Origin of the sequence: Duganella sp. Leaf61 (assembly GCF_001421905.1) — a bacterium.
Lineage (GTDB): Bacteria > Pseudomonadota > Gammaproteobacteria > Burkholderiales > Burkholderiaceae_D > Rugamonas > Rugamonas zoogloeoides.
The window spans coordinates 277920-293009 of the sequence record NZ_LMLM01000012.1; the positions used below are offsets into that span (position 1 = coordinate 277920).

The following is a 15090-nucleotide window of genomic DNA, read 5'->3' on the forward strand; positions in this document are numbered from 1 at the left end:
CATGAAGCAACCACTGCAAGAATCCTTCAAGCGTTGGAAGACGAGCGTGCTGCAGTCGCTGCTCCAATACCATGGCCGCGAAGACCATGCCACCGTGCGCATCTTGCTGCTGGCCTGCATCGGCACGGTCGCCATGCCGCTGTACTACGTGATCTGGCAGCACTTTTTCCCGCAGGAATACGAGAGCCTGCCGCTGCGGCTGGTCGGTATCGTGCTGTGCGCGATCGGCCTGTTTGCGCGCCAGTTCAGCCGCCGCATGCTGGACCTGTACCTGCTGGTCACGCTCAGCTACATCTTCCCGTTCTTCTTCACCTTTATGTTCCTGATGAATCATGCGTCCGGCGTGTGGAGCGAGTCCCTGCTGATCGGCCTGATCGTGCTGTTCCATTTCGACACCAGCGTCGCCGTCAAGGCTTACCTGATCGGCACGGCGGCGGCGGTGGCAGCGGTGGCCATGGTGGGCGACACCGCCGTCCTCGGCAGCCGGCTGGTATTGCAGCAGTTGCCGATCCACTGGTTCACGATTGCCGTGCTCGCTGCTGCCAAGATCAGCCGCGAGGTACTGGCGCAGGAAAAACTGGCGGGACTGGGCGCCGGACTGGCGACCGTGGCGCACGAACTGCGCACGCCGCTCACCAGCGTGGACGCCAATGTGCGCGGCCTGCTGCGCATGTGCTCGGAAAGTGCGGGGCCGCTGCCGGCCGACCGCGTGGGCACCGTCGACGCGCTGGCGCGGATCCAGTTCGAGGTGCGCCACATGAACCACATGATCGACCTGTTCCTGCTCAGCGCCACGGCGGTGCGGCGCAGCCTGCGGCCGATCGAGACGGTATCGATGGAAGCGGTGGTGGCGGCGGTGCTCAAGCGCTACCCGTTCGTCAACGCCGGCCAGCAAAAGCTGGTGGCGCTGGAGGTACGCCGCAATTTCAGTTTTGCCGGCCAGTCCGAGCTGTCGGTGGTGATCTTGCTGAACCTGCTGAGGAATGCACTGAAAGCCATCCAGCGCGCTGGCAAGGGCCGGGTGCGGATCGTCATCGATGGCGGCCATGCGCCGCCGCGCCTGCTGTTCATCGACACCGGCTGCGGCATTCCGGCGCAGCAGATGCCGCTGATCTTCCACCGCTTTTATTCGTTCCCGCCGCACAACGGCGCCGGTATCGGCCTGGCGCTGTGCCAGGAAATCATGGATGCCTGGAGCGCCACCATCGAATGCATCTCGCGCGAGAGCGCCTATGCCATCTTCATCCTCGAATTTCCCCAGCAGCCATCACTGGCAAAATAATCATGTCACTTCCTCTCTACACCCACCCTACCCTGACCGTGCTGGTCGATGACAGCGATTCATTCCTGCGCAGCCTGGCGTTCCAGCTCGACCCCATCCACGCCAGCAAGACCTTCCACGACACCACCACGGCGCTGCACTGGCTGCGCCACGGCGACCACGGACGGCGCGGCACACCGCCGCCCCCACCGCTGCACATGAATTTCGATACCCAGAACCAGCCGGGCGACCAGTTCAACGTGGCGCTCGATATCGATGCGATCTACCGCATCGCCGGCCAGCCGCAGCGCTTTGCCACGCCGTCGGTGCTGGTGGTCGATTACTCGATGCCGCAAATGAATGGACTGGAATTTTGCGAGCTGGTGAGCGACCTGCCGTGCAAGAAAATTTTATTTACCGGCGCCGCCGACGAAAAGATCGCGGTGAGCGCCTTCAACCGCGGCCTGATCGACCGCTACATCCAGAAAAGCGACGACCACGCGCTCGATATCCTGGAACTCGAACTCACCACGCTGCAACGGCGCTATTTCACCGACCAGTCGGAAACCCTGCGCGAGCTGGTGCTGCTGCACAATTACCACTTCCTCGGCGACCCGGTGCTGGCCTTGCAGGTGCAGCGACTCAAGCAGGACCTGGGCTTCATCGAACACTACCTGTTCGCCAACCCCACCGGCATCGTGTTCCTGGACAAGTTCGGCCGCACCCGGCTGATGATGATCGAAACCGAGCAAGGCATGGCAGCGCAATACGAGATGGCGTGCGACAGCGACGCGCCGCAGTCGCTGCTCGACGCCCTGGGCGCGCGGCGCGTGCTGCCGTTCTTTTCGGATGTGGATGGCGACGGCATGTATGCGCGCCACATGGGCGACAACTGGCAACGCTATTGCGCCACGCCCCAAGTGTGCCAGGGCCGCGAAACGTATTACTGGGCGCTGTTCGACCTGCCGCCGCACTATTACGCGCAGCCGCCGCTGGCCTATACCGAGTTCCTGCGCCAGGAGCGCGAACTGGCCAACGCGGCGGCCAGCGTCACGTCAACGCGGCGCGGCCGGCAGCGTGATCGTGAAACAACTCCCTGACGCTACGCCCGCGCTGGCGGCAGCCACCGTGCCGCCATGCAGGTCCACCAGCGCCCGTACCAGCGACAGGCCCAGTCCCAGGCCGTCGCTCTTGCGCTCGGTGGACTTGTGGACCTGGCTGTAGATGTCGAAAATAGTCCCCAGTCGCTCGGCCGGGATGCCCATGCCATTGTCGGTGATGCGCACGGTGATCATTTCGCCGGCGCGGCGCAGCGCCAGCGCGATGACGCCACCCTCGGGCGTGTAGCGCACCGCGTTGCCCAGTACATTGCCCACCGCCTGTACCAGCCGCATGTGGTCGCCCATTACCAGGCAAGCCGCGGCATCGATATCGACCGTCAGGCGATGCTGCTTGGCCTGCACTGCCGACTGTAATTGCTCCACGGTGTCGGCCACCACGGTGCGCATGTCGAGCCGGACCAGTGTCAGGCGGATTTCGCCACGGCGGATGCGTGTCGTATCGAGCAAGTCCTCGGCCACCCGGCTCATGTGGCCCAGCTGGCGCTGCACCATTTGCGCCAGTTCGGCGGTGCGGACGTGGTCGAAGGCCTTGAGCTTCAACAGTTCGGTGGCGTTGTGCGCAGCCGAGATGGGGTTGCGCAACTCGTGCGCCACGGTGGCCAGGAAGGCGTCCTTGCGCAGGTCAGCGTCGTGCAGCGCCTGGCGCGCCATGAACAGCTCGGTCATGTCGCGTGACACCACCATCACTTCGCGCACCTGGCCGTCGGCCCCGAACACCGGGTTGGCCACCACGTCCCACCAGCGCGGCGTGCCCTGGGCGGTGGGACAAAAGGCGTTGAATTTGCTGACCTTGCCGTTTTTGGCGCTTTCGAAAGCGTTTTGTGCCAGCATGCGGCCGTCTTCGGGCCAGAATTCCCACCAGGTCTTGCCAAGTATCTGCTCCGGTGCGCTCAGCTCAAGCGCCACCACCCCGCCCGGATTGAGCTGACCTAATCGTCCCTGCAGGTCGAGAATTTTAATGCAATCGACAGAACTGCTGAACAGGTCGCGATTCAGTTCGCCGTCAGATCCGGTATAGGTCGCGCAGATGGAATCAAACATGGTGTGGACGGTCGCTTCTCAGGGGTAAAGAAAGGAAGCGGGGGCGGGGCATCCTGTTGGTGGGCCGATTCTACAATACTTCGCAGCGCCGGCGCGCAAGGCAGGAGGCGCCAGCCCCCTGCCCGGTCAATGCGTCTGCGTCAGCCTTCGCGCAAGGTTTGCAGCGGCGGCTGGCGCAGCACGCTGCGCAAACCGAGCCAGCCGCCGGCAATCGCGCACACGGCGCCAGCGAACAAGCCCACCATCCACACCGACGGCGAGAAGGCCCAGGCAAACTTGAACTGGTACGTGGCCAGCGCCCAGCCCATCACGGCGGCGCCGGTGGCGGCCAGCACGCCGGCCAGCGCGCCCACCAGCGTGAATTCGATCAGCTGTGCCTGCGACAACTGGCGCCGGGTGGCGCCCAGCGCGCGCAGCAGACCCGATTCGCGGGTGCGCTCGTCCTGCGAACCCATCAGCGCGGCATACAGCACCAGCAAGCCGGAGGCCAGCGTGAAGATGAACAGGAATTCGATCGCGGTGACCACCTGGTCGAGCACGGCCTGCACCTGGCGCAGCAAGCCGCCGACATCGACGATCGTCAGGTTCGGGAAGTCGCGCGTGAGGGCGTTCATCACCGGTCCCTGCTGGCCCGGCAGGTGGAACGCCGTGATCCAGCTTTGCGACACTTCGGTGAGCGCCGCCGGGTTGATGATGACGAAGAAATTGACCCGCATCGAGCCCCATTCGAGCTTGCGCAAGCTGGTAATCGTCACCTCGACCGGCGAACCGGCGATATTGAAGTTGAGCTTGTCCCCGACCTTCCAGCGCAGGGTCTTGGCGATGCCCTCCTCCACCGACGCTTCGGCCACGCCGGGAGCGTCGGTAAACCACTTGCCGGCCACGATCTCGTTCTCGGCCTGCATGGTGGCCATGGTGGAGAGGTTGAATTCGCGGTCGGCCAGGCCGCGCGCGCGGTCCTCGGTGTACGTCTCGGCCGTGACCGGCTGGCCGTTGACGGCGGCCAGGCGGCCACGGATCATCGGATACTGCGGCGCATAGGCCACGCCGGCCGATTTCAGGCGCGCGGCGATCTGGTCTTTTTGCTCGGGCTGGATGTTGATGATGAAGCGGTTCGGCGCATCGGGCGGCGTGGCGTTGCGCCAGGCCGTCATCAGGTCTTCGCGCACCACGGTGAGCACCAGCAGCGCCATCATGCCCAGCGCCAGCGACACCACCTGCACGATGGTCGCGCCCGGGCGGCGTTGCAGCGAGGTGATGGCAAAGCGCCAGCTTTGATGATCGATGGCGCCGCGCAGCGGCTTGAGCGCTTTCAGACCCAGCCACGCCACCAGCGCAAACACGCCGAAGGCGGCCACAAAGCCGAGCGCCGTGTACAGCGCCAGCATGGCGTCGCCGGCCTGCCACAACAGCAGCGACGCAAAACCGGCGAAACCGAGGCCGTAGGTGGCCAACGCCGCCACCTGCGGTGCGTCCTGCTCGCGGCGGATTACGCGGTTGTGCGGCACCTTGCGCAGTTGCAAAATCGGCGGCAGCGCGAACGCGGCCAGCAGCAGGATGCCGGTGGCCAGGCCTTGCAGCGCCGGCCAGATGGTGGGTCCAGGCAAGTTGGCGGCCACCAGCTTGCCCAGCACTTCCAGCAGCACGTAGTGGGCGCCGAATCCGACCGCCACACCCATGGCGCTGCCGGCCAGGCCGACCAGCAGGAATTCATACAAATACATCGCAGTGACCTGGTTTTGCGTCAGGCCCAGGCAGCGCAGCATGGCGCAGGCATCGAGGTGGCGCTGCATGAAGCGGCGCGCAGCCATGGCCACGGCCACTGCCGCCAGCATGGCCGACAGCAGGCCGACCAGCGACAGGAAACGGTCGGCGCGGTCAAGCGTGTTGCGCATTTCGGGGCGGCCATTTTCCAGCGATTCAACCCGCACGCCCTTGAGATTGGCCTGTTTGATGGTGTCCTGCATCCATTGCTGGAATGCAGCCGCTTCGGCTGCGGTATTTTTCGACGATGGCGGCGCCGCCACCAGCAGGCGGTAGGTCACGCGCGAACCGGGCTGGATCAGGTTGGTCGCTTCGAGGTCGGCCAGCGCCAGCATCACGCGCGGCGCGAACGCCAGGAAGTTGGCGCCGCGATCGGGTTCCGACGCGATCAGTTGCGCGACCGTAAACGTCTTGTCGCCGAGCTTGACCTGGTCGCCCACGCGGGTGCCCAGGCTACCCAGGAGGCCGGCATCGAGCCAGACCGTACCCGGCGCGGGAATGCCGTCGGCGCCCGCGCCTTCGCTTTGCTCGGCCTGGGCGGCATCGGTGGTGAGCTTGAGCCGGCCGCGCAGCGGGTAGCCGGGGCCGACCGCCTTGAGCGAGGCCAGCATCGATTGCGACTGCTCGCCCTCGCCTGCCGTGGCCATGCTGGGGAAGACCACGGTGTCGGTCACCACCAGCCCGCGCCTGAGCGCTTCGGCACGCCACTCGGGACGCACCGGCAAGTCGGTGCTGACGACCACGTCGGCGCCCAGCAGTTGGTGGGCATCACGGTCCAGGCCGCTACGCAGGCGATCGACGAAGAAGCCAGTGGCGGACAGAGCCGCGACGGCCACCGTCAGGGCGATCAGCAGGAAGCGCAATTGGCCGGCGCGCCAGTCGCGCGCGGTCATGCTCAGGGCGAGTTTGATCATGTTGGTTTAAAAAGGGAGAGAGGCGAAATAGGCATCAACTTCGGCCAGCAGCTGCTGTTTTTGCGCTGCGGGCAGGAACGCCGCTTCAAAGCCATTGCGCGCCAGGCGCTGCGCGTGCGACAGGCCCAGCGGCAACGCTTCGAAGGTGGCAATGAAATTGTCGTTCATGTAGCCGCCGAAGTAGGCGGGGTCGTCCGAGTTGATGGTGACCTTGACGCCGGCATCGAGCAGTTGGAGCAGGTTGTGCTGGGCCATGGCCGGGAACACGCACAGCTTGACGTTCGACAGCGGGCATACGGTGAGCGCCATCTGCTCGCGCGCCAGGCGTTCGACCAGTGCCGGGTCTTCCAGGCAACGCACGCCGTGGTCAATGCGCTCGACCTGGAGCACGTCAAGCGCGGTTTCGATATAGGCCGGCGGCCCTTCTTCGCCGGCATGGGCCACCAGGCGGAAACCGAGTTCCTTGCAGCGCGCAAACACGCGGGCGAATTTTTCCGGCGGATTGCCGCGCTCGGACGAGTCAAGCCCGATGCCGATGTACTTGTCGCGGTACGGCAGCGCTTCTTCCAGCACGGCGAACGCCTCTTCTTCCGACAGGTGGCGCAGGAAGCTCAAGATCAGCGTGGCGCTGACCGGGCTGTCCCGGCAGGCGCGGTGGATGCCGTCGATGACGTCCTTGACCGGCACGCCGCGTGCGGTGTGGGTTTGCGGATCGAAAAAAATTTCGGTGTGACGCACGTTATCCGCCTCGGCGCGCTGGAGGTAGGCGGCGGTCATGTCGTAGAAATCCTGCTCGTGCAGCAGCACGCTGGCGCCGGCGTAATAAATATCGAGGAACGATTGCAGGTCGGTAAACGCGTACGCGGCGCGCAGGTCTTCGACCGAGGCGTACGGCAGCGCGACGTTGTTGCGCGCGGCCAGCGCGAAGATCAGTTCGGGCTCGAGCGAGCCTTCGATATGGATGTGCAGTTCGGCCTTGGGCATGCCTTCGAGCACGCCGCGCAATTGGGTATTCAACATGATGAGTTCCTGTTACAGATGACGAGATTGATGCGTATGACTGGGCATCTTAGCGCACGCTGCGCGCAAGCGTGATACTGTGGCATAAATGGCGGTAAAAATTGCGGAAAAGTCCATGCTAAACGTGCAGTTTTATCGAATTTTATTCTTTTAAATCAAAGCTTTACGAAAGAGTATTAACGATATTACGACATATCTTTTGACTTCCTGCACCAATAGAGCAATAATAAATTTCATAGACGTAAGAAGCCTTACGACCAACACATAAAAGCCGTCCACCGGCGATAAAGTCAGCTCAGAGCCACGGGCAATCCGTGCTACTCCGAGGACGCTCACAGAAGCTGATCAAAAAGAAAAATACTCAGCAAGTACGCACCGATCCAGGGCCACGGCAGCCTTGCTGTCTGACCCGTGACTAGTAGGTTTACATCATCAAAGGACATTCAAATGACCATTTTTGACAACTACGCTGCACGGTATGAACGGACCAAAGAGGAAGAGATGTCCATGAAGGAATATCTCGACCTGTGCAAGAAAGATCGACTCACCTACGCCAGCGCGCCCGAACGCATGCTCGCTGCCATCGGCGAACCGACCCTAGTCGATACCCGCAACGACACCCGGCTCTCGCGCATCTTCGCCAACAAGGTCATCAAGATTTACCCGGCCTTTCGCGAATTCTATGGCACCGAGGAAGTGATCGAACAAGTGGTCTCCTACTTCCGCCACGCGGCCCAGGGCCTCGAGGAGCGCAAGCAGATCCTGTATCTGCTGGGCCCGGTTGGTGGCGGTAAATCGTCGATCGCGGAAAAGCTCAAGTCGCTGATGGAACACGTGCCGTTCTATTGCCTGAAAGGTTCGCCGGTCAACGAATCGCCGCTGGGGCTGTTCAACGAGGACGAAGACGGCACCCTGCTCGAGGAAGACTACGGCATTCCGCGCCGCTACCTGCGCAACATCCCGAGCCCGTGGGCGGTCAAGCGCCTGCACGAGTTCAACGGCGACATCAACCAGTTCCGCGTGGTCAAGCGCTACCCTTCCGTACTGAAACAGATCGCCATCTCCAAGACCGAACCGGGCGATGAAAACAACCAGGATATTTCGTCGCTGGTCGGCAAGGTCGATATCCGCAAGCTTGAAGATTATTCGCAGGACGATCCCGATGCGTACAGCTACTCGGGCGGCCTGTGCCTGGCCAACCAGGGCCTGATGGAATTCGTCGAGATGTTCAAGGCGCCGATCAAGGTGCTGCACCCGTTGTTGACGGCCACGCAGGAAGGCAACTACAAGGGCACCGAGGGCTTCGGCGCGATTCCGTTCGACGGCATCATCCTGGCCCACTCCAACGAGTCGGAATGGAAAACTTTCCGTAACAACCGCAACAACGAGGCGTTCCTCGACCGGATTTACATCGTCAAGGTGCCGTACTGCCTGCGCATCACCGACGAGATCAAGATTTACGACAAGCTGCTGGCCAACTCGTCGCTGGCCGCCGCGCCATGCGCGCCCGGCACCTTGCGCATGATGTCGCAGTTTGCCATCCTGTCGCGCCTGAAAGACCCGGAAAACTCGAGCATTTACAGCAAGATGCTGGTCTATGACGGCGAGAATTTGAAGGACACCGATCCGAAAGCCAAGTCCATGCACGAGTACGTCGATTACGCGGGCGTGGACGAGGGCATGAACGGGCTCTCTACCCGGTTTGCGTTCAAGATCCTGTCCAAGGTCTTCAACTTCGACAACACCGAGGTGGCGGCCAACCCGGTGCACCTGCTGTACGTGCTGGAGCAACAGGTCGAGCGCGAGCAGTTCCCGCCGGAGACCGAGCAAAAATATCTGTCATATATCAAGGAACATCTGGCGCAGCGCTATGTCGAATTCATCGGCAAGGAAATTCAGACCGCTTACCTGGAGAGCTACTCCGAGTACGGCCAGAACATTTTCGACCGCTACGTGACGTTTGCCGACTTCTGGATCCAGGACCAGGAATTTCGCGATCCCGATACTGGCGAGAGTTTCGACCGCGAAGCGCTGAACAACGAGCTGGAAAAGATCGAAAAGCCGGCCGGCATCTCGAACCCGAAAGACTTCCGCAACGAGATTGTCAACTTCGGGCTGCGTGCGCGCGCTAATAATGGAGGCAAGAACCCGGCGTGGACCAGCTACGAGAAATTCCGTACCGTGATCGAGAAGAAAATGTTCTCGAATACGGAGGAACTGCTGCCGGTGATTTCGTTCAATGCCAAGGCCAGCGCCGAGGACGCCAACAAGCACGCGGACTTCGTCGCGCGCATGGTGGAAAAAGGGTATACGGCCAAGCAAGTCCGCCTGCTGTGCGAATGGTACTTGCGCGTACGTAAGTCGTCATAAGTCGTCGTCACGCGGCGGAGCCCACATAGACCAAGGGGGTATCTTTTGAGTCACCTCATCGACCGACGTTTGCAGGGCAAGAACAAATCCGCAGTCAACCGCGAGCGTTTCCTGCGCCGTTACAAATCGCAGATTAAGGATGCGGTGGGGCGCGCCATCAAGGGGCGCTCCATCACCGACATCGAAAGCGGCGAGAAAGTTTCCATTCCCGTCAAGGATGTGGGCGAACCGTCGTTCGGCCATGCCCATGGCGGGGTGTGGGAAACCATCAGTCCCGGCAACCAGGAATATCAGAAGGGCGACCAGATTACCCGGCCCAAGGGCGGCGGGGGCGCCGGCCGTGGCAAGGCCGGCAATAGCGACCAGATGACCGAAGACGATTTCATCTTCGAGCTGTCGCGCGAAGAATTCATGAATTACTTCTTCGAGGATCTTGAACTGCCGAACCTGGTCAAGACCCAGCTGACCGCCACCACCGAGTTCAAGAACCAGCGCGCCGGCTATAACATTTCCGGCACGCCATCCAATATCCACGTGCTGCGCTCGTTACGTGGTGCGCTGGGCCGGCGCATTGCCGTCGGCGGCAGCTCGCGCAAGCGCCTGGCCGAAGCGCAGGAGGAACTGCAGGCCTTGCTCGACAAGCCGGTGCCTGACCTGGAGGATTCGATCCTGGTGGCCGAGCTGCGCAAGCTGATCCACCACCTGCACACGCGGCTGGCAGCAATTCCGTACATCGACCCGTTCGACCTGCGCTACAGCAACCGCATCAAGGTCCCTAAGCCGATGACGCAGGCGGTGATGTTCTGCATCATGGACGTCTCAGGTTCGATGGACGAAACCCGCAAGGACACGGCCAAGCGTTTCTTCATCCTGCTGTACCTGTTCCTGAAACGCGTGTACGACAAGATCGAGGTGGTGTTCATCCGCCACCATACGGCCGCGTCCGAAGTGGACGAGGAAGAATTTTTCCACTCGCGCGAATCGGGCGGCACGGTGGTGTCGTCGGCGCTGCACCTGCTCGACAAGGTCATCGACGAGCGCTACGCCGCTGGCAGCTGGAACAGCTACGTGGCGCAGGCATCGGACGGCGACAACTGGGACAACGACTCGGTGCTGTGCCGGCAGTTGCTCACCAACACCATCATGCCCAAGGTGCAGTATTACACCTACGTGGAGATCACCGACGGGCCGCCGCAAAACCTGTGGGAGCAATATTCGCAGGTACCCGATCACCATCCCCACTTTGCCATGCAAAAAATCGTCACGCCGGCCGACATTTACCCGGTATTCCGCGAACTGTTTAAAAAGCAGGCAAAATCATGAACGATATGACGCACCCCGCCACGCCCACGCCGGGCCCGCGCGACCGCGAACCAGTGTCGCGCCATCCGAACGCCCTGCCCGAGCAATCGGAATGGACGTTCGAGCTGATCGAACAAATCCACGCCGAAATTCGCCGGGTGGCGGAAAACTTCGGCCTCGACACTTACCCCAACCAGCTCGAGATCATCACCGCCGAGCAGATGATGGACGCCTACACGTCGGTCGGCATGCCGGTCTCGTACAACCACTGGTCGTTCGGCAAACATTTTCTGAGCACTGAGAAAGGCTACAAGCGCGGGCAGATGGGCCTGGCATACGAGATCGTCATCAACTCCGATCCCTGCATCGCCTATTTAATGGAGGAAAACAGCCTGACCATGCAGGCGCTGGTGATCGCCCACGCGGCCTACGGCCACAACTCTTTCTTCAAAGGCAACTATCTGTTCCGCACCTGGACCGATGCCGAGGCCATCGTCGATTACATGGTGTTCGCCAAGAATTACATCGCCGAATGCGAGCAGCGCTATGGCATCGACGAGGTCGAGCTGCTGCTCGATTCGTGCCATGCAATCCAGAATTACGGCGTCGATCGCTACAAGCGGCCTGCCAAGCTGTCGCTGGCGCAGGAGCGGGCGCGCCAGAAAGAACGCGAGGCGTACGTGCAATCGCAGATCAACGAGCTGTGGCGCACCCTGCCACGCCGCGAGGAAGAGGAAGTCAACAAGTCGGCCAAGCGCTTTCCGCCCGAGCCGGAAGAGAACCTGCTCTACTTTATCGAAAAATATGCACCATTATTGGAACCCTGGCAGCGCGAAATGGTGCGTATCGTGCGCAAAATCAGTCAGTATTTCTATCCGCAGCGGCAAACCCAGGTCATGAACGAGGGCTGGGCCACCTTCTGGCACTACACCATCCTCAACCAGTTGTACGACGAGGGCGTGATCGGCGACGGCTTTATGATGGAATTTCTCAAGAGCCATACCAACGTGGTGTACCAGCCGCCGGTGCACAGTCCCTATTACAACGGCATCAACCCGTACGCGCTGGGGTTTGCCATGATGACCGACATCCGCCGCATCTGCGAGCATCCCACTGCCGAGGACCGCGCCTGGTTCCCCGACATAGCCGGCAGCGACTGGCGCAAGACGCTCGACTTTGCTATGCGCAATTTCAAGGACGAGAGCTTCATTGCCCAGTACCTGTCGCCCAAGCTGATACGGGAATTCCACTTTTTTGCCGTGCTCGACGACGATCACAACGAGAAACTGGCCATCTCCGCCATCCACGACGACCTCGGCTATCGTTACGTGCGCCAGCAGCTGGCAGAACAATATAATCTCGGCAATAGAGAACCGAATATCCAGGTATGGTCGGTCAACACCCGGGACGACCGGGCATTGACGTTACGCCATACGCAATTCCAGCGCCGGCCGCTCAACCAGCAGGCCGGCGAGGTACTCAAGCACGTAGCGCGGCTATGGGGCTTCGATGTCCACCTCGAGACAACGGGGCCCGATGGCGAAGTAATCAGCGCGATGGAGGTTAAACGCGAGAAACGCTCACGCTTTTGACTGACAACTGCAGGACATCTCTGTAGTGTGCTTGTTATGCTAGGCATGAACGGGCCCCTAAAACAGGCACGGCTCTTGCATGGAACAAGACCGGGTTCAGAAGCGAAAGCTTCGATACCCGGTTTCTTTTTTAGGGAATGCATGGCCGCAGAAAGAAGTCAATATTTATCTGCACCATTTTGTAGTACCTTGCAACTTGCAGTTTCACTTGAGAAACATCAGCGGCCGAATTATCAACTGCGCGTAGTAAAGTTACACGCATAAAATTCCGCAAATGTCCTTAAGGGAGAACTAAGTAGTGTCACTGAGGGGGTCGCCCCAATTGTGCACTGCAAGGGGCGCTCGCGTGTACTATATTGGTGCAAAGGGAGCGCTAACACACAGGAAAAGCCGACGAAATTTAACCGGTTTTAGGGATGAAAATTCTATGTAAAATCAAGAATTCGTATGTATAATTCGCCGACGTCCCGGATGCGGCTGTTGTTTTATGTCGCCATTTTGGGGTTTAGTAGCAACAAAAAGAGTTGGTATTGGAGAAAGCAGGCATGAATTTCAGTCACGAGAAAAGCACCGGGAAGAACTTTACAGGCATTACCATTGTCATTTTGTTGCATGTACTGGTTGCTTGGGGGATCATTTCGGGCATGGGCAAGACCCTGATAGCCAAACTGGCTCCGCCAGTGGAGACGAAGATCATCGAGGAAGTAGCACCTCCTCCACCTAAAGAGCTCCCACCACCGCCACCGCCACCGGAAATGAAGGCTCCACCGCCGCCATTCATCCCGCCAGTCGAGGTGAACGTGCAGCAACCGCCGCCGCCGCAGAACGTTCTGCAAAACGCGACCAACGTGGCGCCGCCATCGAAGGAAATCGTGAAGGCACCGCCGGCACAACCGGCGCCAACGCCTGCACCTGCACGTACGGGTCCACCGAACGTGGCAGCAGTAGCCGACTTCTCCACCTGCGCATTGCCAGAGTGGCCGAAATCGTCGCTGCGTAACGAAGAAACGGGTACGGTGACGTTGTCGTTCCTGATCGCTGCCGATGGTCGCGTCGCCGACTCCAAAATCGTGAAAACCTCGGGTTTCCGCGATCTGGACAAAGCAGCGGTCGTAGGCATCAGCAAGTGCAAATTCAAACCGGGTCTGACGGACGGCAAGCCGACGGAAGCGTGGATGCAGATGCAATATGTCTGGAAGCTGGAGTAAAAGCGAGGCAGCAGCACCGTCTCAACTTAGTAAGTTTCGTTGTCGATTACGTTCAGCGATCTGATTATTTATCAATTTGGAGGAAGCATGTTTAAGAATACCCGTTTGTCCGCTGTACTGGCCGCTGTAATGTTCTCCATGACGGCCACCGCCGCCCTGGTCAGCGCACCAGCTTACGCACAAGAGACTGCCCCTGCAGCCTCGGCACCAGCAGCGGATGCGGCAGCAGCACCAGCAGCGGATGCAGCAGCACCAGCACCAGCGGCCGACGCAGCAGCAGCTCCAGCAGCAGACGCAACCCCAGCAGCCGGCGGCCACACCGAAGTTGAAAATCCATACGGCTTCAAGGCAGTGTGGGACGCCGGCTTCGTGTCGCGCGCTACCCTGATCATCCTGACCATCATGTCGATGGGTTCCTGGTACATCATCATCGTCAAGCTGATCGACCAGGCCAAGATCTTCAAGCAATCGAAAGAAACCACTGCCAAGTTCTGGAAAGCTTCGTCGATCGCTGCAGGTTCGGCTACCCTGAAAGAAGGCTCGCCATTCCGCTTCATCGCTGAAACCGGCACCAAGGCTACCGTGCACCACGACGGCGCCCTGCTGGAACAAATCGACCTGTCGACCTGGGTGACCATGTCGATCCAGCGCGCTGTTGACAAAGTTCAATCGCGTCTGCAAGACGGCCTGTCGTTCCTGGCAACCGTTGGTTCGACCGCACCGTTCATCGGTCTGTTCGGTACCGTTTGGGGTATTTACAATGCACTGATCGCCATCGGCATGTCGGGTAACGCATCGATCGACAAGGTTGCAGGTCCAGTTGGTGAAGCACTGATCATGACCGCTTTCGGTCTGTTCGTGGCAGTTCCTGCTGTTCTGGGTTACAACTGGCTGGTACGTCGTAACAAAGCCGCGATGGAAGATGTCCGTTCGTTCTCGGCTGACGTTCACTCCGTGCTGATCTCGGGCGCAATGTCCACCTCCGACGCTGCCCGTATGGCCGCTAAAAAGATTGGGTAATTAATCATGTCGATGTCCGTAGGCTCCGATAGCGGAGACGAAGATCAAGTCATGTCAGAAATCAACACGACGCCCCTCGTGGACATCATGTTGGTTCTGCTGATTATCTTCCTGATCACGAGCCCGGTTGTTCTGAAGCTGATCAAGATCAAGCTGCCAGAAGAAAACAACCAGGTTATTCAGACCAAACCGGAAGATGTCAACATTGTGGTAAGCAAGGATGGCGACATCTACTGGAATCAGAAGAAAATGCGGGACACCAATGAGTTGTTCGATTTTCTGAAGGTGGAGGCCGTGAAATTGCCGCAGCCGGAAGTTCACGTTCGTGGCGACCAAGAAACGCGCTACGAGTCGATCGGCAAAGTAATCTACACGACCCAGCGCGCTGGTATTCAGAAGGTCGGCTTCATCACCGAACCGCCTGACCGGGGTTAAACCCACCCGTGCACCGCAGGCCTGGTCTCCAGGCCTGCCCTT

Annotated in this window: 11 protein-coding genes; 8 read left to right on the forward strand and 3 right to left on the reverse strand. The window is 60.3% G+C overall.

From position 1 onward, the window contains the following. The first annotated feature begins 1 nt into the window (after position 1). Both ASF04_RS10255 and ASF04_RS10260 read left to right on the forward strand, forming a co-directional pair. The gene (locus ASF04_RS10255) at positions 2 to 1282 is read left to right on the forward strand and encodes a sensor histidine kinase KdpD (protein ID WP_056140798.1); all 1281 of its coding nucleotides are present in this window, start codon (positions 2 to 4) and stop codon (positions 1280 to 1282) included. A 2-nt stretch (positions 1283 to 1284) separates the two neighbouring features. Then, entirely contained in the window at positions 1285 to 2361 is a 1077-nt protein-coding gene (locus ASF04_RS10260; RefSeq protein WP_056140800.1) for a response regulator, read from the forward strand. Here the strand turns inward: ASF04_RS10260 and ASF04_RS10265 are convergent. From ASF04_RS10265 to ASF04_RS10275, 3 genes are all read right to left on the reverse strand, one after another. Next, a complete protein-coding gene (locus ASF04_RS10265) occupies positions 2317 to 3423 on the reverse strand; it encodes a PAS domain-containing sensor histidine kinase (protein WP_056140803.1) in 1107 nt (368 codons plus the stop codon). The two genes, ASF04_RS10260 and ASF04_RS10265, sit on opposite strands and share 45 nt — an antisense overlap. A gap of 140 nt (positions 3424 to 3563) precedes the next feature. Beyond that, positions 3564 to 6101, reverse strand: a complete 2538-nt coding sequence (locus ASF04_RS10270) for an ABC transporter permease (RefSeq protein WP_056140806.1) — start codon at positions 6099 to 6101, stop codon at positions 3564 to 3566. Between the two features lie 6 nt (positions 6102 to 6107). After that, on the reverse strand, positions 6108 to 7121 hold the full coding sequence (locus ASF04_RS10275) for an adenosine deaminase (protein ID WP_056140809.1): 1014 nt from the start codon (positions 7119 to 7121) through the stop codon (positions 6108 to 6110). Positions 7122 to 7568: 447 nt separating this feature from the next. On the opposite strand from ASF04_RS10275, the gene ASF04_RS10280 reads away from it, so the two are divergent. The 6 genes from ASF04_RS10280 to ASF04_RS10305 all read left to right on the forward strand — a co-directional run bounded on the left by ASF04_RS10280 (position 7569) and on the right by ASF04_RS10305 (position 15048). Continuing rightward, complete coding sequence (locus tag ASF04_RS10280; protein WP_019922877.1) at positions 7569 to 9491, forward strand: PrkA family serine protein kinase; 1923 nt, start codon at positions 7569 to 7571, stop codon at positions 9489 to 9491. A 45-nt stretch (positions 9492 to 9536) separates the two neighbouring features. Continuing rightward, entirely contained in the window at positions 9537 to 10814 is a 1278-nt protein-coding gene (locus ASF04_RS10285; RefSeq protein WP_026637466.1) for a YeaH/YhbH family protein, read from the forward strand. After that, entirely contained in the window at positions 10811 to 12385 is a 1575-nt protein-coding gene (locus tag ASF04_RS10290) for a SpoVR family protein (protein WP_056140812.1), read from the forward strand. Before ASF04_RS10285 ends, ASF04_RS10290 begins: the two co-directional genes overlap by 4 nt. A 545-nt stretch (positions 12386 to 12930) precedes the next feature. Further along, the gene (locus tag ASF04_RS10295) at positions 12931 to 13593 is read left to right on the forward strand and encodes an energy transducer TonB (protein ID WP_056140815.1); all 663 of its coding nucleotides are present in this window, start codon (positions 12931 to 12933) and stop codon (positions 13591 to 13593) included. Positions 13594 to 13680: 87 nt separating this feature from the next. Next, positions 13681 to 14613, forward strand: coding sequence for a MotA/TolQ/ExbB proton channel family protein (locus ASF04_RS10300; RefSeq protein ID WP_200931081.1), 933 nt, complete (start codon positions 13681 to 13683; stop codon positions 14611 to 14613). Between the two features lie 6 nt (positions 14614 to 14619). Then, a complete protein-coding gene (locus ASF04_RS10305) occupies positions 14620 to 15048 on the forward strand; it encodes a biopolymer transporter ExbD (RefSeq protein WP_056140820.1) in 429 nt (142 codons plus the stop codon). Positions 15049 to 15090 lie beyond the last annotated feature (42 nt).